Origin of the sequence: Acinetobacter brisouii CIP 110357, from assembly GCF_000488275.1 — a bacterium.
Taxonomy (GTDB): Bacteria; Pseudomonadota; Gammaproteobacteria; order Pseudomonadales; family Moraxellaceae; genus Acinetobacter; species Acinetobacter brisouii.
This window is the reverse complement of the sequence record NZ_KI530762.1, coordinates 927,407-945,488: the sequence shown is the minus strand read 5'-3', so window position 1 is coordinate 945,488 and position 18,082 is coordinate 927,407. Positions and strand designations below refer to the sequence as shown.

General features: G+C 39.4%; 20 protein-coding genes. 13 read left to right on the top strand and 7 right to left on the bottom strand.

The window, feature by feature from the left end; all coding sequences use genetic code 11:
• Positions 1-24: 24 nt before the first annotated feature.
• The 6 genes from P255_RS04395 to alr all read left to right on the top strand — a co-directional run bounded on the left by P255_RS04395 (position 25) and on the right by alr (position 4,669).
• Complete coding sequence (locus P255_RS04395) at positions 25-729, top strand: DUF3142 domain-containing protein (RefSeq protein ID WP_004903905.1); 705 nt, start codon at positions 25-27, stop codon at positions 727-729.
• Between the two features lie 135 nt (positions 730-864).
• Positions 865-1,251 carry a 30S ribosomal protein S6 gene (gene rpsF, locus P255_RS04390; RefSeq protein ID WP_004753077.1) on the top strand — a complete coding sequence of 129 codons (387 nt, stop codon included), beginning with the start codon at positions 865-867 and terminating at the stop codon, positions 1,249-1,251.
• Between the two features lie 11 nt (positions 1,252-1,262).
• On the top strand, positions 1,263-1,490 hold the full coding sequence (gene rpsR / locus P255_RS04385; protein ID WP_000090661.1) for a 30S ribosomal protein S18: 228 nt from the start codon (positions 1,263-1,265) through the stop codon (positions 1,488-1,490).
• Between the two features lie 8 nt (positions 1,491-1,498).
• On the top strand, positions 1,499-1,945 hold the full coding sequence (gene rplI / locus P255_RS04380) for a 50S ribosomal protein L9 (protein ID WP_004753079.1): 447 nt from the start codon (positions 1,499-1,501) through the stop codon (positions 1,943-1,945).
• A 183-nt stretch (positions 1,946-2,128) separates the two neighbouring features.
• Positions 2,129-3,577, top strand: a complete 1,449-nt coding sequence (dnaB, locus tag P255_RS04375) for a replicative DNA helicase (protein ID WP_004903904.1) — start codon at positions 2,129-2,131, stop codon at positions 3,575-3,577.
• An 18-nt stretch (positions 3,578-3,595) separates the two neighbouring features.
• A complete protein-coding gene (gene alr, locus P255_RS04370) occupies positions 3,596-4,669 on the top strand; it encodes an alanine racemase (protein ID WP_004903902.1) in 1,074 nt (357 codons plus the stop codon).
• 198 nt (positions 4,670-4,867) lie between these two features.
• Here the strand turns inward: alr and P255_RS04365 are convergent, their stop codons facing one another.
• The 4 genes from P255_RS04365 to P255_RS04350 are packed head-to-tail and all read right to left on the bottom strand — an operon-like array spanning position 4,868 to position 8,570.
• Complete coding sequence (locus tag P255_RS04365; RefSeq protein ID WP_004903900.1) at positions 4,868-5,602, bottom strand: proteasome-type protease; 735 nt, start codon at positions 5,600-5,602, stop codon at positions 4,868-4,870.
• A 22-nt stretch (positions 5,603-5,624) separates the two neighbouring features.
• A complete protein-coding gene (locus tag P255_RS04360) occupies positions 5,625-6,413 on the bottom strand; it encodes a transglutaminase family protein (RefSeq protein ID WP_004903897.1) in 789 nt (262 codons plus the stop codon).
• Positions 6,410-7,012, bottom strand: a complete 603-nt coding sequence (locus tag P255_RS04355) for an alpha-E domain-containing protein (RefSeq protein ID WP_004903896.1) — start codon at positions 7,010-7,012, stop codon at positions 6,410-6,412. The genes P255_RS04360 and P255_RS04355 overlap by 4 nt, the downstream gene beginning before the upstream one ends.
• Positions 7,013-7,022: 10 nt before the next feature.
• The gene (locus P255_RS04350) at positions 7,023-8,570 is read right to left on the bottom strand and encodes a circularly permuted type 2 ATP-grasp protein (protein WP_004903894.1); all 1,548 of its coding nucleotides are present in this window, start codon (positions 8,568-8,570) and stop codon (positions 7,023-7,025) included.
• Between the two features lie 225 nt (positions 8,571-8,795).
• On the opposite strand from P255_RS04350, the gene P255_RS04345 reads away from it, so the two are divergent.
• Positions 8,796-9,785, top strand: coding sequence for a helix-turn-helix transcriptional regulator (locus P255_RS04345; RefSeq protein WP_004903893.1), 990 nt, complete (start codon positions 8,796-8,798; stop codon positions 9,783-9,785).
• On the opposite strand, the gene P255_RS04340 is transcribed toward P255_RS04345, so the two are convergent.
• On the bottom strand, positions 9,769-10,281 hold the full coding sequence (locus tag P255_RS04340) for a hypothetical protein (protein ID WP_004903890.1): 513 nt from the start codon (positions 10,279-10,281) through the stop codon (positions 9,769-9,771). The genes P255_RS04345 and P255_RS04340 overlap by 17 nt on opposite strands.
• Positions 10,282-10,978: 697 nt before the next feature.
• Positions 10,979-12,859 (bottom strand): tRNA uridine-5-carboxymethylaminomethyl(34) synthesis enzyme MnmG, encoded by a 1,881-nt coding sequence (gene mnmG, locus P255_RS04335; protein WP_004903889.1) that lies wholly within the window; start codon positions 12,857-12,859, stop codon positions 10,979-10,981.
• A gap of 261 nt (positions 12,860-13,120) precedes the next feature.
• Here mnmG and P255_RS04330 point away from each other — a divergent pair, with 261 nt between their 5' ends.
• From P255_RS04330 to P255_RS04310, 6 genes are all read left to right on the top strand, one after another.
• Positions 13,121-13,474 carry a hypothetical protein gene (locus tag P255_RS04330; protein ID WP_004903888.1) on the top strand — a complete coding sequence of 118 codons (354 nt, stop codon included), beginning with the start codon at positions 13,121-13,123 and terminating at the stop codon, positions 13,472-13,474.
• A gap of 604 nt (positions 13,475-14,078) precedes the next feature.
• Positions 14,079-14,270, top strand: a complete 192-nt coding sequence (gene cydP / locus P255_RS04325) for a cytochrome oxidase putative small subunit CydP (RefSeq protein WP_004753102.1) — start codon at positions 14,079-14,081, stop codon at positions 14,268-14,270.
• Positions 14,270-15,859 carry a cytochrome ubiquinol oxidase subunit I gene (locus tag P255_RS04320; protein ID WP_004903885.1) on the top strand — a complete coding sequence of 530 codons (1,590 nt, stop codon included), beginning with the start codon at positions 14,270-14,272 and terminating at the stop codon, positions 15,857-15,859. The genes cydP and P255_RS04320 overlap by 1 nt, the downstream gene beginning before the upstream one ends.
• The gene (cydB, locus tag P255_RS04315; RefSeq protein WP_004903883.1) at positions 15,856-17,001 is read left to right on the top strand and encodes a cytochrome d ubiquinol oxidase subunit II; all 1,146 of its coding nucleotides are present in this window, start codon (positions 15,856-15,858) and stop codon (positions 16,999-17,001) included. Before P255_RS04320 ends, cydB begins: the two co-directional genes overlap by 4 nt.
• 14 nt (positions 17,002-17,015) lie before the next feature.
• On the top strand, positions 17,016-17,117 hold the full coding sequence (gene cydX / locus P255_RS15200; RefSeq protein WP_004753106.1) for a cytochrome bd-I oxidase subunit CydX: 102 nt from the start codon (positions 17,016-17,018) through the stop codon (positions 17,115-17,117).
• A gap of 4 nt (positions 17,118-17,121) precedes the next feature.
• Positions 17,122-17,415 carry a cyd operon YbgE family protein gene (locus P255_RS04310; protein ID WP_004903881.1) on the top strand — a complete coding sequence of 98 codons (294 nt, stop codon included), beginning with the start codon at positions 17,122-17,124 and terminating at the stop codon, positions 17,413-17,415.
• Between the two features lie 61 nt (positions 17,416-17,476).
• On the opposite strand, the gene P255_RS04305 is transcribed toward P255_RS04310, so the two are convergent.
• Positions 17,477-18,070, bottom strand: a complete 594-nt coding sequence (locus P255_RS04305) for a nitroreductase family protein (RefSeq protein ID WP_004903880.1) — start codon at positions 18,068-18,070, stop codon at positions 17,477-17,479.
• Positions 18,071-18,082 lie beyond the last annotated feature (12 nt).

Here is an 18,082-nt window from a genome sequence, read left to right as displayed (position 1 = left end):
CAAGGCTTTTTTAAAACTGCTTGGATGATTTTACTCAGTTTCGCCAGTTGTTCACTGGCGAACGGTCATGTAGAAGCACAGCATTATCGACAATTTTGGTTGTGGGGCAATATTCAAACTCGCACCTATTTATCCAATGCAACTGAACTGTATATTTTACAGGGTGAAGTTAAATTCCTCCGATCTGAGCAACATAGCCAACTCATTCCGCAAGGCATTGGCTTACGCTCTTTCCCCCATCAGCAAAAAGTCTGGCTCGTATTTCGTACAACTAGCTTAAATTGGCAAACAGATACGACCCAACAGGTTATTCAGCGTTTACAACAATGGAAAAATGCAGGAAATCAGATAATTGGTCTACAAATTGATTTCGACAGTGGTACACGTAACCTCGGACAATACGCAAACTTTCTGGTTCAACTTCGTCAGCAATTACCCAAATCCTATCGGTTAAGTATCACAGGCTTATTGGACTGGACCAATCATCAAGATCCACTAACCTTAACTAAGCTACAGCAAAGTGTCGATGAAATCGTGCTTCAAAGCTATCAGGGTCGACATACCATTGAAAATTATGCTCAATATATTCAACGTCTAAAAATTCTATCTATTCCTTTTAAGCTCGGGCTGGTGGAACATGGTACATGGCAGCCACCTTCGGGTTTAGAGTCAAATCCTAATTTCTTAGGCTATGTGGTTTTTCTTTTACCGAAAAAGTTTGGTAAATAATGGCATTTTTTCTTGAGTTAAACGGGCTGATCTTATAAAATTCAGCCTTCGCAATTTGCGACTCAACTTTTAAAGTTGAGACTCCTTGCTTCTAAAAATTTATTTAGGGGCTGTCTAAACCGTAAGGAGCTGACAATGCGTCATTACGAAATCGTACTTTTAGTACACCCTGATCAAAGCGATCAAGTGGTTGGTATGGTAGAACGCTATATCTCTCACATCAAAGATGCTGAAGGTCAAATTCACCGCTTAGAAGATTGGGGCCGTCGCCAATTGGCTTACCCAATTAACAAAATTCATAAAGCACACTACATTTTAATGAATGTTGAATGTGGTCAAACGACTCTTGATGAATTAGAAGAATTGTTCCGTTATAACGATGCAATCATTCGTAACTTGATCATTCGTCGTGAACACGCAATTACTGAAGAGTCTTTGCTTGCTAAAAGTGCTGAAGAAAAACGTGCGCGTAAAGCTCAACGTGAAGAAGCACAGCAAGTTTCTCAAGAAGCTGCTGAATAAGGAGAACATCAATGGCACGTTTTTACCGTCGTCGCAAGTTCTGCCGCTTTACAGCTGAGAATGTTGCGTACATCGATTACAAAGATATCGACACTTTGAAACAGTACATCACTGAAAACGGCAAGATTGTTCCTAGCCGTATCACTGGTACTAAAGCTCGTTATCAACGTCAGTTAGCGCTTGCAATCAAACAAGCTCGCTATTTGTCTTTGATTCCGTACACTGACAACCATAAGTGAGGTGATCTGTGGACGTTATCTTATTACAACGCATTAAAAACCTTGGTAAATTAGGCGATAAAGTTTCTGTGAAAGCTGGTTACGGCCGTAACTTCCTTATCCCCCAAGGTAAAGCAGTTGCTGCGACTGAAGCAAACACAACTGCTTTTGAAGCTCGCCGCGCTGAGCTTGAAAAACAAGAAGCTGAAGTATTGGGCGCAGCTCAAGCACGTGCTGATCAATTGAACGAAGTAAATATCGTTATCACTGCGAAAGCAGGCGATGAAGGTAAACTATTCGGTTCAATTGGTACTCGTGACATTGCAGACGCATTAACAAATGCTGGTCTTGTAGTGGATCGTGCTGAAGTTCGCTTACCAAATGGTGCGCTTCGTCATACTGGTGAATTCAACATCGCAATCCAATTGCATCATGATGTTGCTGCTGAAGTACTTGTTACTATCGTTTCTGAGTAATTTCAGTACCATTCCCAAAAAAAAGAGCATGCTTCTGCATGCTCTTTTTTTTCATCATAGTTTTTTCTGATTCATCTGTTCATTTATATTGTTATTAAGATTATGTAGTTTGTCACTTTTGTTTTAAGATAGATTCGCTAATCTTTTTGTTTTTCCCCTGCTTTATTCAATTTAAGGTTATCTATGTCTCAGGCGAATGCCACAGTTGCACAACACTCTGTTTCTTCTGAAAATAAAAATACGGAGTCGTCAGGTCAACTCAAAGAATTTCGTACACCTCCACATAACTTGGCAATTGAACAGGCTGTTTTAGCCGCATTAATGACTGTTGCCGAATCTTTTGAACAAGTCAGCGATGTACTCAATGAAAATGACTTTTATGCAACTCGGCATAAGTATATTTTTCGTGCCATTGAAAAACTAGCACAGGAAAATTCACCTTACGATGCCGTGTTAGTCAATGACTGGTTATTGAAACAAAATCTGATTGATGCAATTGGTGGTGAAGACTACCTCATGCAACTCATGTCAGACTCACCTGCAAGTTTCTATAACTTAGAAACCTATGCCATTAAGATTCGTGAGTTTGCTACCCTGCGCAGTATGATTAAAGCCAGCAATGAAATTTTGCTGAATGCGTACAACACCAACGGACGTAGCGTTTCTGAAATTCTTGATTTAGCTGAAACCAATATTTTTTCGATTGCTGAACAGCACAACAATAATAAGAAAAATTCAGGCCCTCAACCGATTACGGCAGTGGTCTCTGATGTATTCAATAAACTCAGTGAATTATCACAACTTGAAGGTAATATCACAGGTTTGACGACAGGATTTGTTGAGCTAGACAACAAGACCTCAGGGATGCAAGGTGGTGACATGATTATTGTTGCAGCACGTCCATCCATGGGGAAAACCACTTTTGCCATGAATCTGGTTGAAAGTGTGCTGTTTAACTGTGATCTGCCAGCACTGGTTTTTTCAATGGAAATGCCTGCAGATTCGATTGCCATGCGTTTAATCTCATCGTTTGGTAAAGTCCATCAAGGGCATTTGCGTTCAGGCAAACTTGATAGTGATGAATGGTCCAAAGTTACAGGCACAATTCTACAACTTCAAGAAAAACATCTTTATATTGATGATTCCTCTGCACTTCCACCTACAGAATTACGCGCCCGTGCTCGTCGTGTTGCCAAGCAACATGGAGGCAAACTCGGTTGTATCATGGTCGACTATTTACAATTGATGAAAGTACCAGGTATGGGTGATAACCGTGTGGGTGAGATTGGTGAGATTTCCCGAAGCCTAAAAGCTTTAGCAAAGGAAATGAACTGCCCTGTTATTGCACTATCACAGCTCAACCGAAGTTTGGAAAACCGACCAAACAAACGCCCAGTAATGTCAGACTTGCGTGAATCGGGTGCGATTGAGCAAGATGCGGATTTAATCATGTTTATTTACCGCGATGAAGTTTACAACAAAGAATCCAAGGAAGCTGGAACTGCCGAAATTATTATCGGCAAGCAACGTAATGGCCCAATTGGAACAGTACGACTGGCTTTTGAAGGACAATACACGCGTTTTAGTAATCTCTCTCCTGAGTACTACAACCAATTTGATGACGACGAATAACGTCTTAAGGAGTCCAAAGTGCGTCAAGCTACCGTTACCATCAGTCGCGAAGCTCTACAACATAACTTGAATCGCGTCAAACAACTCGCGCCAGATTCAAAGATTGTCAGCATGGTAAAGGCAAATGCCTATGGTCACGGATTAGAAAACTGCTTATCTGCACTGACGCAATCAGATGCTTTTGGGGTTGCTTGCTTAGATGAAGCCATTGAAATTCGTCAATTGGGTTTTAACCAGTTAGTTACCTTAATTGAAGGTGTTTTTAGCGAAGATGAAATGCAAATTGCCATCGATAATAAATTCGAATGCATGCTGCACCATCAGCAACAACTCGACTGGGTTCGTAAATATAAAAACCAATATCAGGCAAAAGGCTTAAAAGTCTGGGTCAAACTCAATAGTGGTATGAACCGTTTAGGCTTTAAAGTTCCTGAAATTATTGACATCATCAATACATTGAAAGCTGAAGGTTTTGAATGTGTTTTGGCAATGCATTTCGCTAATGCCGATGCCGATGACCACCCAATGAATGAACAGCAAAAACAACAATTCCTACAAGTACGCGAAGCCTGTGCGCCTGTCTTAAGTTCTTGCTGTAACTCAGCTGCGATCATGAAATGGCCAGAGCTACACTTTGATTATGTCCGCCCAGGCATCATGTTATACGGTGCAACTCCATTTGATCACCGCCCTGTCGCGGAACTTGGACTTCAGCCAGTCATGACTTTTAGCGCAGGCATTATGGCTTTAAATAAAATTCATACAGGCGAAAAAGTGGGATACGGCTCAACTTTCGTTGCACAAAAAGATATGGAAATTGCCATTGTATCAATTGGTTATGGTGATGGTTATCCACGTGCATACATTGAGCAGAACTATGTTGTTGTAAATGGTCAGACAGTTCCTTTAGTTGGTCGTGTCAGCATGGACATGATGGCAATTGATGTGACTGGTTTAAATGTCACAATTGATACTCCAGTTGAACTTTGGGGGACACAGCGCCTAGTCGATGATGTTGCCAAAGCAAATGGAACTATTGGTTATGAATTACTTTGCCGCTTAAGTAAACGTCCTACACGTCAAGTGATTTAATCAATAAAAGAAAGCCAAGTTCAACTTGGCTTTCTTTTATTCGTATTGATTTTAGTATCAATCATACTGAGTCTATTTAAATTACTGGCACATCATTACTATTCAGCCATCACTTAAATTCTTCAGCATGTCCAACACAGAACTAATTGCTGTGATATCAGATCTCACTAAAAAACCAGCTGATTACTCAAATAAATCTTAAAGCAAATAATCATCACTTGGTTTTGGTATCTCATGCAAGCCGCGACGCAAGGTTTCCGACCATTGTGTGCTAATTTGATGAAAATAAGCATCTTCGCTTGTAATGCGTTTACCCTGTGGGATTTTAAGACTATCCACCCGATAGACCAATAAATCGAGTGGCATGCCAACCGAAACATTGGAACGTAAGGTTGAATCAAAAGAAATTAGGCTGCAACGTATTGCTTCATCCAGTGGCATATCATAAGTCAACGCTCGATCTAAAATCGGCTTACCATATTTGCTTTCACCAATTTGAAAAAATGGCGTGTCTTTGGTGGCACAAATAAAATTGCCTTGGGGGTAAATATTATAAAGTTGTAGTTCAGCATCCTCAATTTGACCACCCACCAGTAAACTACAATAATAATTACTTTGCTCTTGTGTATCTTCAGTCACATCCTGAATCACTTTACGCAAGGTGCGCCCAACCAACTGTGCGACTTCAAACATGGTGTTAACGGTATATAAATTGGGTTCTTGTTTTAAGGCAATCTGGTTGCGTAAATAGCCAATGACTGCCTGAGTAGTCGCAAGATTACCCGCAGTTTGGATTGCAATAAAACGCTCCTGATGCACGCCAAATGTATATAACTTACGGAACACCGAAATCTGATCAACACCAGCATTGGTACGAGTATCGCTAATAAATACCAGCCCATCCTTTAAACGTAAAGCACAACAATAGGTCATCAACACTTCCCTTCGTTTTAAACTAGCATGGCAAAACTTGTACGATTGAACGCATTGTTTCTACGCCGCCACGCTCACGCACCCCCCGTATAGGAGCAACATCATAATAATCTCGACCAATTGCAACATAAATATGCGAATGTGGGGTAAAGATTTGATTACTAATATCAAAACAATACCATGTTTGATCTACATACACCTCAGCCCAAGCATGACTTGCCAAGTGCAGCATATCTGGCGCATATAAATAACCCGAAACATAACGTGCAGGGATACCTAAAGCACGACACATAGCAATAAATACATGGCTATGATCCTGACAAACACCACCTTGCTGATGCGCGTTAAAAACTTCTGTTGCAGGGGTATGAACTTCTGTGACCTGCGAGCAGTATGGAATGTACTGCAAAATTGCAGCTGCCAACAACTGCAATTCCTTACGAGTTTTATATGTGACATATTCATGAGCAAATGCCAACATCTCACGATTGCATTCGGTCATACTGGTTGACTGCAAAAAAATACTCGGATGAATAGCACAACCTTGTAATGCAACTTCACATTTTGGGTCAATTTCTACGATCCCCTGCGCCATAATGGTGAGCTGCTGGTAATCATAACGCTGAGTACTGGTCACCCACAGATTACTAAAAGCATCCTTTTGAGTGCTATATTGCCCAGGAATGCTTAAATCCCATGAATGTACCTGTTGATGCCCTCCGCTTTGTGGCATCATTTTAATATATTGAATGCTATTACATGCTGCCTCTGAATACTGATAATGCGTTTGATGATTCACCATTAATCTCATGTGACAACTCCAAACATCTGCTGTAAGTGAGCATTTAATCGGTTAAATGTACTCAAATCAGGCTGAACTTTAAATTTCTGCCAGACTTGAACATAATCCTCCCAACCATAATCACTCAAGGCATTTGCAAGAATATCCAACTTTTCAAGGCTGTCATGACACTCCTGCTGTGTACGCAACGCCTGATCGAGTTTCTCAATATATTTGCCTAGGCTAAAAAACAAGAAAATATCTTGCGACTCAGCTTCCAAAACTGCCTCAACATCACTGATCACCTGACAAATCGCAACCGCATTGCTTTTAGCAGATTTAAACATCGCATTAAGTTCAGCGTAGCTTTGTACGGATAAAATACCTCTCAGTGCCTGCACATTGTCATAGGCAATACTGAACTGCTGGCTAAATGAATAACTCTGTTCAGAATCAAATAACAATGCTGTTAATGATGCAGCATCATAGGCTGGTAAGTACAAAGCAGAAATTAACTGTTTGGCGTGTTCATCATCTTGTAAAGGCAAATGCTGACACAGAAAATGAATCCGCGTCAGATAACGACCTAGCCAAAAAATATTGTATGCATTTGAAGTCAGCAACAACATATCATTCTCCTTATGCATGCAATGTTTCAATAACCCAAGTATCTTTAATACCACCACCTTGTGAAGAATTCACCACCAGTGAGCCCTCTTTCATAGCAACACGGGTTAAGCCTCCTGGCACAATTTCGGTACGCTGTGGTGAACTCAAAATGAACGGACGCAAGTCAATATGGCGCTCCGCAATGCCACTGTCGGTTAATGTTGGCGCAACTGATAAATCTAGAGTCGGTTGAGCAATATATAAATGCGGATATGCAATCACTTTTTGTTTAAACTCAGCAATTTGCTTTTCTGTTGCCTGTGGACCAATCAACATGCCATAACCACCTGAGCCTTGCGCTTCTTTCACAACAAGGTTATGCATATTTTCAATCACATAGTTCAAATCATGACGATCCCGACATTGATAAGTTGGTACATTTTTTAAAATAGGTTGTTCATTTAAATAATATTCAATCATTTTATCAACATACGGATAAACTGATTTGTCATCAGCAACACCTGTGCCTGGCGCATTGGCAATAATCACGTTTTGTTTTAAATAGGCCGACATTAACCCCGGGACACCAAGACAACTGTCTGGGCGGAAACTCAATGGATCTAAAAAGGCATCATCCAGACGGCGATAAATCACATCTACTCGCTGCTTCCCACGAATGGTTTTGGCATAGACCATATCATTTTCAACAAATAAATCTTGCCCAGTGACCAAAGGTACATCCATTTCACGAGCTAAAAATGCATGCTCATAATAAGCACTATTAAAACGCCCTGGAGTAAGAACCACGACGGTTGGTCGATCAACTAAAGCATTTTCTTCTAAAATAGCGCGCAAAAGTTGTGGGTATTGCTCAATTTCATACAATTTACTTTTCTGGCACAAATCAGGCATAAGCTCTTTACTGATTTTGCGACTTTCCAGCATGTAAGACACACCCGATGGTGTACGTAAATTATCTTCTAAAACAAAAAATTCGCCCGAATGATCCCGAATAATATCGATCCCGCTAATTTGTGAATAGATCTTCCCTTTAAGTTTAAAATTCATCATTTGTGGCTGAAATGCTTCATGACTCAAGATTTGAGCTTCAGGAATAATGCCCGCCTTTAAAATTTCCTGACGATTATAAATATCATCAAGAAAATGATTTAAAGCATTAACACGCTGCAAACAGCCTGTAGAAATTTTATCCCATTGTTTTTTTGCAATCACTCTTGGAATCAAATCGTAGGGGATTGTACGCTCTGTCCCTTCTGCATCGCCATATACGGTAAAAGTAATCCCATGATAAAGAAAAAATTCTTTTGCTTCCTGATTTAAAATTTTCAAATCCGTAAGACTACGTTCAAATAACCATTTTTCAATATTCTGACAAGCTTCTGCTGACATGTGACGATCATCAAGCATTTCATTAAAGAACTTCGAATGAAGCTGCTGAAACAAATTTTTATCTTGCTGGTTTCTCGGCTGAACATGCTGTGGTTCTAAGTGACTATAGCCTACTCCTGTAACAACGTTTTCTATCATATTTAAAGGCTCTTTATTATCTTTTAGCATATCAACCTCTCATCTTTATAAGGCTTATATTTAGACTAGCAAAATTGGTGCCATGTCAACATAACAGCTTTTTAGTTCAATTTTTTGTATCGTTTAAGATTTATTATTGATATCTCACCAACAAAAAGCTAGTGTATAGTAAGTTTTCGTTTCGAGTTGTTTTTTAAATTATTTACAACTTAAAACCATCTCATTCATTTAATCATTCAGTACTTTAACTCACCCATGTCTGCACAAGAAAAAGAAACCTCAAATAGCCTGCATCGACAATGGCAAATTTTATCGTGTCTGACCACAGGGAAATGGACAGGTACACGTCAATTACAAGAAATTTTGCAGCGTGAAGGGATTGATATTAGCTTACGTACCATTCAACGTGATCTCAACCAGTTAGCCCAACGCTTTCCTATTGAAAGTAATAAAGAAGTGCCACAAGGCTGGCGCTGGCGTTCCGATGCCCCTATTCAAAGTCTGCCACATATGACCAGTTCACAAGCTGTGACATTTATGATGGTTGAAGAGCACTTAAAGCACCTGCTTCCACCCAGTTTAATCAATGAAATGATGCCATGGTTTGATCTGGCACGGCGCAGCCTATCAACTCAAAACAATGTCCGACAGTGGATTAATCGGGTGCGAATTGTGCCTGCAAGCCAGCCACTCATTCCACCTTTGATTGATCAACAAGCCCAACAGATTATTTATGAAGGCTTATTGCAAGACAAACAAATCGAATGTGTGTATCAAGGGCGCGAACGCGAAGAAAAAAGCTATTTGCTCAATCCATTAGGTCTGGTACAAAAAGGTGCGATTATTTACCTGATTTGTACTCGACACGATCGGCAGGATATTCAGACTTTTGCTTTGCACCGTTTTAAGTCAGCCAGCTTATCCAATCACCGTGCGATGCATCCTGTCGATTTCAATATTGATCAATATATTGAGTCTGGCGCTTTGGGATTCCGAATAGATCTGAACAAACCTACCGAATTAGTGCAATTAGAACTCACCATGCATGAAACAGATGCAAAAACATTTTATGAATCACAACTCAGTAAAGATCAGAAAATTCAGCATTTAGATCATCAACTGGTCTTGATTCAGGCAACTGTTCCATTAACTTCACAACTCATCTGGTGGTTACGCAGCTTTGGGAAAAAAATTCGGCATATTGAACCCGCTGAAGTTTCAGCTTATGTTAATGAGGTAATTTAGTTGATACATCAGCTTCATCATCTTGTTCTATAAAGGCGTAACGTTGCAGTTCTAATTTATCTAACTGTTTAGAAATGGGCGCTTCTAAAAAATCATCCAGTAGCTGTTTCACAATGACTTCAACATCATCACCTTCTTGCAAGACGCCTGTGCCTTCGTCTTCATGTACTTCACCATTTACAATCATATAACGGCGCTGTAATTTACCTTGATGATATTGCTCAAAAAAATAGCTATTCGCCAAAGAAAATAAAACAAACTGAATAATATCCTCTTTCACATCCGATACATCATAAGACTGACCTGCATGATAAATAATCAGGCAACCCACAGCATTACAATAGACATCAATCGTATTTTCATCACGTTCTAAATCACAGGCTTCAGCAAAACTAATATCGCCCTGAAATTCTAGCTCGGCTCCAAATAATTCTTCTAAATCATCTTGAGAGGTAATGACTTTTTTGACAATGCATCCCGCAATATTCATTCCCATAAAATCACCTTAAAAATTTTTATAAATTAATATCGTAAGCATACTTTATTTTTGAAAAGATCACTATTTTGTCCACTAATAATAATTGAATTATCAATAAAATAGGCTCATTTCATCATCGTATACACCCGCTTTATTTTTCTCACTGAGCAAATCAATGCAGCCTTAAAGAAGTCAAATGAACTGATGACAGAAGTCTAATATGCTACACAATATCGGGGGCAGATAACAATTGGAATCTTGCTACATCTAAACATAGCTGTTTGCAAAATCAAAATAAGCATCCAATATTGGTGCTGGCTCTAAAAAATGCTCAATACCATAAAAAATAAATGGGTTATTTAAAATAAATTTAAAAAAATAAGCCTATTTCTCATTTCTAAGAATAGGCTCGTCTGATCTGGTATATATCTTATTGTTATTTTTCTTTATTTTTATCTAGGAAGGACAATACTCACTACATAAATTTAAGCACGCTAATTCACCACGGTTGTATCGGATATGTTTGAAGGTCATGGCTTTTTCTCATTGTTAACTCCATGTACTTACTATACGAAGATTTATTCAGCATGAGAAATAAATAGATTGCATGAGCTTCTAAGAGAAAATGCTTAATTCTTTTTACGCTAAGTTTTTTATTGGACATAAAAAAGCCCAATAGCTTTGGACAACTATTGGGCTTTAGATTTTTGTTCAATTAAGCTGATTTACGCATCGCATTATTTTTACGGATAGTAATCATCACTAGCTGAACCGCAGCAGGTGTGACACCTGGAATACGACTTGCTTGTGCCAAAGTATCTGGGCGAACAGTTTTTAGCTTCTGGGTAATTTCACGCGACAAACCAGACACCACATCATAGTCGAAATCGACTGGAATTTTGGTTTCTTCCAAACGTTTTAGCTGAGCGACATCTTCGTGCTGACGGTTGATATAACCTTCATATTTCACTGCAATTTCAATTTGCTCACCAACTTGTTGCGATACTTCAGAACCCGTTAATTCTGCAATTTGCTCAAAGCTGATATTCGGACGTTTCAACAGATCAATCGCGCTACATTCTTTACTTAGATCTGCACCTGTCATTTCAACGAATTTTTTACCCATCAGGTTATTTGGTGCAGCCCACAAATGTTGTAAGCGTGAGGTTTCTTGCTCAACTGCTTCCATTTTTTCACAGTAAGCAGCCCAACGTGTGTCATCCACCAAGCCAAGCTCACGACCAATAGCAGTTAAACGCTGGTCGGCATTGTCTTCACGTAACATCAAGCGATATTCGGCACGAGAGGTAAACATGCGGTAGGGTTCTTTGGTTCCTAACGTAATTAAATCGTCAACCAATACGCCCATATATGCTTGATCACGTTTTGGTGTCCACTCTTCTTGTTCCCATGCACGACGAGCAGCATTTAAGCCTGCAAGTAAACCTTGAGCACCCGCTTCCTCATAACCTGTCGTACCATTGATTTGACCTGCGAAATACAGACCATTAATCGCTTTCGTTTCAAGGGTAAATTTCAAACCTTGCGGATTGAAGTAATCATATTCAATCGCATAACCAGGGCGCAAAATGTGCGCATTTTCCATACCACGAATAGAACGTACTAACGCAAACTGCACATCAAATGGTAGAGAAGTCGAAATTCCGTTTGGATAGAGCTCATGGGTATCCAAGCCTTCAGGCTCTAAAAAGACCTGATGCGAATCTTTATCGGCAAAGCGATGAATCTTATCTTCAATCGATGGACAATAACGTGGACCTACGCCTTCAATCACACCTGTATACATAGGTGAACGGTCTAGACCACCCCGAATAATGTCATGGGTTTTTTCATTGGTATGCGTAATATAACAATTCACTTGCTCTGGGTGCATGGAGGCATCACCCATAAATGACATCACTGGCGATGGAAAATCACCTGGCTGTGGCGTCATCACAGAAAAATCGACACTGCGTGCATCAATACGAGGCGGTGTGCCTGTTTTTAAACGTCCAACGGGTAATTTTAATTCACGTAAACGATGTGCCAGTGCAATAGATGGTGGATCACCTGCACGACCACCACTCGATTTTTCTAATCCAACGTGGATCACACCACCCAAGAATGTACCTGTGGTTAATACAACGGTTTTTGCATCAAAACGAATGCCCATTTGGGTCACAACGCCTTTGACGGTATCGCCATCGACAATCAGGTCATCAGCAGCTTGCTGAAAAATATCCAAATTGGCTTGATTTTCCAACGTTTCACGAATCGCAGCTTTATAGCGAACACGGTCAGCTTGCGCACGGGTAGCACGAACAGCAGCCCCTTTACGTGAATTCAGGATACGAAATTGAATACCACCCTTATCGGCAGCCAGTGCCATTGCACCACCAAGTGCATCAATTTCGCGCACTAAATGCGACTTACCGATCCCACCAATTGCAGGATTACAGCTCATCTGCCCTAAAGTCTCAATATTATGAGTTAATAGTAATGTCTGTCTCCCCATACGTGCAGCAGCAAGCGCTGCCTCTGTACCAGCATGACCACCACCAATAACGATGACATCGTAAACTTTAGGATAATGCATAATCTTTGTGTCAGAACTAAAAAAAAGACAGAACATTATAGCAAAAAACAGGAAAAAAATACCAAAAACTTATGCTTTTACCCACGATCACAATGCTATATAGCAATAGGCATACACAAGGGTTGTAATGCTTGTACATTTATCAGAAATGTTCACAAACTTATGCATCTTGTTACGAAATAAACAAAGACAAAAATTGATTATTTTTTATACTAATAATCGGCTTTAAAACAATATCAATTATCGAAGGAAGATCAACATATGAATAAAAATGTCTTCGCAACCGCAGTGTGTTTAGGCTTGTCATTGGGCTATATGTCTCTCGCTCAAGCCAATGACAAAGTTCAAAAAATCTATAACACACAAACCATACAACACGTCTGTAAAGGCAAACATGCAGGTGATGCTGTTTCATTTGCAGCAAGAGGAATTTTATGGAATGGGACTTGCGAAACCCAATTTATTCCAATGCACAGCAAGATGATTCAGGGCAATGAAAATGAGCTGTATGATGCTTGCCAAAGTGATCCACATACCAAAATGGTGACAATCAATGACCACGAAGTGAAAGGAAAATGTGCCCTCGCTTTCACCCCACCTCGACCAAAACAGTAATTCAATTTTTTGAGGTTATAGATACCACACGGTTTAGAAAAATTTATCGCGATTCAGGTTAGGCTTCTTTTTTATGATTATTTATATCTTTGTTGAATTTCTCATATATACAGAGAAATTCAGCATTGAAGTAATTTCAATGTAACCTAAAAGAAATACAATAAACTGATGAAAGAAGCCTATTATTTAAATAAAACTTTAAAATAGCCACTACAATGTAGTGTAGTAAATTTTTTATGCCAATAAATAATTAGAATATTATTAAGTTAGATTAATATCGAATTATCTTAAAATGAATAAATTTGGCAAGTTTTATGCATGTAAAAATACAAAAATTAATTTAAAAAAACTTAATTCCAATTAAAACAATCAGATTCATTTGCTATTCCCGACTATTTTACTCACATTTAAATTGTAAAATTACGAGCAATTTAGTCAGATTTTATTAGTTTAAAAAATAAACTAATTTATACCAAAACAACATTTTAAGTTATTGATTTTAATCAATTAAATAAAAACAAATCAATATTTGTTTTTTATTGTTTATTTTTTATTTTTTTTATTCAATAATAATCAATATAGAGATTTTAATAGGCTTATTAACATGAGCTTAGAAACGAATAAATTCGATAAACGGCTAGTAAAAGAAATCATCATTATTTTGGTGATTAAATTTGCTCTTCTGATGCTAATCAAAAATATTTGGTTTGATTCCCCGACTTTTCCCAAAAACTTTGACAATCAAGTTGCCGAGCGTATTGCTGGCAGTCCACCCCCAATTAAGGAGACACGTTGATGATTTCTGAAAGCGTGGTCGATCTTTCGCGGTTGCAATTTGCAATGACCGCGTTATATCACTTTTTATTTGTTCCATTAACTTTAGGTATGTCTTTTCTTCTTGCCATTATGGAAACAGCTTATGTTGTTTCTGGCAAAGAAATCTATAAAGATATGACCAAGTTTTGGGGCAAGCTCTTCGGTATTAACTTTGCGTTAGGCGTCACTACAGGTCTAACCATGGAGTTCCAGTTTGGTACAAACTGGGCATATTATTCGCACTATGTAGGTGACATTTTTGGTGCACCACTGGCGATCGAAGGCTTAATGGCATTCTTCCTCGAATCAACATTTATTGGTTTATTCTTCTTTGGATGGGAACGTCTTTCTCGTGTTCAACACTTGAGTGTAACTTGGTTAGTTGCTCTTGGCTCTAACTTATCTGCGCTTTGGATTCTGATTGCGAATGGCTGGATGCAAAACCCTGTTGGTGCAGCATTCAATTTTGAAACCATGCGTATGGAATTGACTGATTTTGGTGCATTACTGTTTAACCCTGTTGCCCAAGTGAAATTTGTTCATACCGTTTCTTCTGGTTATGTCACAGGTTCTATCTTTGTATTAGCCATTTCAAGCTATTACTTACTAAAAAAACGTGATTTAGCATTTGCTCGTCGTTCTTTCGCAATCGCTGCAATCTTTGGTTTAGCGTCAACATTCTGCGTTATCTTACTTGGTGATGAATCAGGCTATGAAATTGGTGACGTTCAAAAAACCAAACTCGCTGCTATCGAAGCTGAATGGAACACAGAACCTGCTCCAGCAAGCTTTACTCTGTTTGGTATTCCAAATCAGCAAGAAATGCGTACTGACTATGCCATCAAAATCCCATATGTATTGGGTCTGATTGCAACACGTTCTACGACAGGACAAGTCACAGGGATTAAAGATCTCATGACTGAACATGAAGCTCGTATTCGTAATGGTATGGTCGCATACGGTCAGCTTGAAAAACTTCGTGCTGGTGATCGTACACCTGCGTTACTTAGCGCATTTAAAGACAGCCAAAAAGATTTAGGTTATGGCCTACTTCTTAAAAAATATACACCAAATGTTACTAATGCGACTGATGACCAAATCAAGTCTGCAGTAAAAGACAGTATTCCAAATGTAAAAGCTTTATTCTTTACTTTCCGTGCGATGGTTGCATCAGGTGCATTAATGCTACTGTTATTCCTTCTTTCAGCATGGTCTGTAGCACAACGTAACTTTGAGCAAAAACCATGGTTACTTAAATTCGCGCTATATTCATTGCCATTACCTTGGATTGCGACTCAAACTGGCTGGTATGTTGCAGAAGGTGGTCGTCAACCATGGACAATTGGTGAAGTATTACCAACTCACTTGTCTGCTTCTAGTTTAAGTACAGGAGATCTAGCTGGTTCTATCTTTGCACTGGTTGCTTTCTATACTGTTCTATTAATTATAGAAATGTACCTGATGATCAAATTTGCTCGCCTTGGTCCAAGCTCGTTGCATACTGGCAAATATCATTTTGAAAAATCAGACACACATCACCAATCTGCTGTTGGGGAGGCTCAATCATGATTGAATATGAATTACTCAAAATCATTTGGTGGGTTCTTGTTGGTGTCTTATTAATTGGCTTTGCTTTAACCGACGGTTTTGACATGGGTTCCATGGCAATCATGCCTTTTGTTGGTAAAACCGATAACGAACGCCGTGCTGCAATTAATACGATTGCACCGCACTGGGACGGTAACCAAGTTTGGTTTATCACTGCAGGTGGTGCTCTATTTGCTGCATGGCCAATGGTGTATGCCGTTGCCTTCTCTGGAATGTACTGGGCGCTATTGTTAGTTCTATTCGCCCTCTTCCTTCGCCCTGTTGGATTTGACTACCGCTCTAAGCTAGAAAATACCAAATGGCGTACTTCATGGGACTGGGGTTTATGTGTGGGTGGTGCGGTTCCAGCATTAGTGTTTGGCGTTGCATTTGGTAACTTATTCCAAGGCGTACCATTTCACTTCGATGACACGCTTCGTTCTGAATACACAGGTAGCTTCTTTGCCTTGCTCAACCCATTTGCTTTAGTGTGCGGTATTGTCAGCTTGTCAATGCTTTCAGCGCATGGCGGTGCATGGTTAATGCTTCGTACCGATGGCGTATTACGTCAACGCTCTGCAAAAGCAACTCAAATCATGGGCATCGTATTCTTGGTATGCTTCTTGGCAGCAGGTGCTTGGTTGTATTTCGGTCACATGCCTGGGTATAGCTTAGCAACTCCACTGAACACCAATGCTGCAATTAACCCTCTAACCAAACATGTTGTAACCAATACAAACCCTGGCTGGATGAATAACTATTCAACTTATCCAATCACTATGGTTGCACCTGTTATTGCAATTTTGGGCGGCCTATTAACGATTGTTGGTGGTGGTTCAAATAAAGCAGGTCTAAGCTTTACAGGTACAAGTTTAAGCATTGTCGGTGCAATTTTAACTGCAGGTTTTGCCTTGTTCCCATTCTTGCTTCCATCTAGTATTGATCCAACTTCAAGCTTAACCATGTGGGATGCAGTTTCAAGTCATAAAACACTAGGTGTAATGACTGTTGCAGCGTGTATTTTCGTTCCAATCATCCTAATATATACCACATGGTGTTATTACAAAATGTGGGGCGTGATTACCAATAAACACATTGAAACTCACTCACATAGTCTGTACTAATAGGAGAATAGAATATGTGGTATTTTGCGTGGATTCTCGGAATTTTAATGGCATGTTTCGCAAGTGTACTTAGTGCGCTATACACTGAACATCATCAAAATCTAGACGAGGAATAAGACAATGGCTGAAGCAATGACAACACCAAAGAAAAGTGCAGCAGAGATTTTCATGATGATTGTTTCTTTTACGCTGGCATTGCCTTTGGCTGGAATCTTATTGGTCTACCCTTCTTTAATGCTTGATGCAAATGGACACTATAATCACAGTGTGCTCATGCTCGTCATGTTAGGCATTTCAGGTGGATTCATTTATGGTGTGGGTTTTATACCACGTTGGTGGTTATGGAAATGGTTATTTAGCCCTGTAGTCGCATGGCCACTGATGGCCATTGGTTATTACCTCTGGCTTGGTTAAAAATCTGCGCCAAATAAAAAAACCAGCATTTGCTGGTTTTTTTATTGGCGCAGATTAAAACTTAGTTAAAAGCTTTAAAACGTGCTGCGTCATCCATAAAAGTTTTGTCACCGGCAGGTGCTTCAATTGAACCAAATACTAACTGAGCACGAAGTTTCCAGTTCGCAGGTACAGCAAAAGTTTCTGCTGTTTCAGCATCAATAATTGGGTTGTAGTGCTGTAGCGATGCACCAACACCTTGTTCAGCCAATGCAGTCCATACAGCAAATTGAGCAATACCAGAAGAATGTTCAGACCAAACAGGGAAATTGTCTGCATAAGCAGCAAACTGTTCTTGTAGACCTTTCACCACATCTTGATCTTCATAAAACAAAACCGTACCTTTGCCTGCTGCAAAGCTGCTGATTTTATTATTTGTTGCTTCAAATGCTGCTTCTGGCACAATTTTACGTAGAGTTTCACGCACAATTTCCCAGAATTTAACATGTGACGCATCAAACAAAATCACTGCACGAGATGTTTGTGAATTAAATGCAGATGGGCTAAGACAAATTGCTTTTTTAATTAATGCTTCAAGTTCGGTATTTGATAAAGCAACCTGATTACCAATTGCATAAATTGTACGGCGTTTTTCAATTTGATCGATAAAAGACATGCTGTAACTCCT

Bases quoted from the DNA above. Each gene is read 5' to 3' on its own strand.
- P255_RS04395 (WP_004903905.1), top strand. From the start codon at position 25: ATGATTTTACTCAGTTTCGCCAGTTGTTCACTGGCGAACGGTCATGTA.
- rpsF (WP_004753077.1), top strand. From the start codon at position 865: ATGCGTCATTACGAAATCGTACTTTTAGTACACCCTGATCAAAGCGAT.
- rpsR (WP_000090661.1), top strand. From the start codon at position 1,263: ATGGCACGTTTTTACCGTCGTCGCAAGTTCTGCCGCTTTACAGCTGAG.
- dnaB (WP_004903904.1), top strand. From the start codon at position 2,129: ATGTCTCAGGCGAATGCCACAGTTGCACAACACTCTGTTTCTTCTGAA.
- P255_RS04365 (WP_004903900.1), bottom strand. From the start codon at position 5,602: ATGACCTATTGTTGTGCTTTACGTTTAAAGGATGGGCTGGTATTTATT.
- P255_RS04360 (WP_004903897.1), bottom strand. From the start codon at position 6,413: ATGAGATTAATGGTGAATCATCAAACGCATTATCAGTATTCAGAGGCA.
- P255_RS04355 (WP_004903896.1), bottom strand. From the start codon at position 7,012: ATGTTGTTGCTGACTTCAAATGCATACAATATTTTTTGGCTAGGTCGT.
- P255_RS04350 (WP_004903894.1), bottom strand. From the start codon at position 8,570: ATGCTAAAAGATAATAAAGAGCCTTTAAATATGATAGAAAACGTTGTT.
- P255_RS04345 (WP_004903893.1), top strand. From the start codon at position 8,796: ATGTCTGCACAAGAAAAAGAAACCTCAAATAGCCTGCATCGACAATGG.
- P255_RS04340 (WP_004903890.1), bottom strand. From the start codon at position 10,281: ATGGGAATGAATATTGCGGGATGCATTGTCAAAAAAGTCATTACCTCT.
- mnmG (WP_004903889.1), bottom strand. From the start codon at position 12,859: ATGCATTATCCTAAAGTTTACGATGTCATCGTTATTGGTGGTGGTCAT.
- P255_RS04330 (WP_004903888.1), top strand. From the start codon at position 13,121: ATGAATAAAAATGTCTTCGCAACCGCAGTGTGTTTAGGCTTGTCATTG.
- cydP (WP_004753102.1), top strand. From the start codon at position 14,079: ATGAGCTTAGAAACGAATAAATTCGATAAACGGCTAGTAAAAGAAATC.
- P255_RS04320 (WP_004903885.1), top strand. From the start codon at position 14,270: ATGATTTCTGAAAGCGTGGTCGATCTTTCGCGGTTGCAATTTGCAATG.
- cydB (WP_004903883.1), top strand. From the start codon at position 15,856: ATGATTGAATATGAATTACTCAAAATCATTTGGTGGGTTCTTGTTGGT.
- cydX (WP_004753106.1), top strand. From the start codon at position 17,016: ATGTGGTATTTTGCGTGGATTCTCGGAATTTTAATGGCATGTTTCGCA.
- P255_RS04310 (WP_004903881.1), top strand. From the start codon at position 17,122: ATGGCTGAAGCAATGACAACACCAAAGAAAAGTGCAGCAGAGATTTTC.
- P255_RS04305 (WP_004903880.1), bottom strand. From the start codon at position 18,070: ATGTCTTTTATCGATCAAATTGAAAAACGCCGTACAATTTATGCAATT.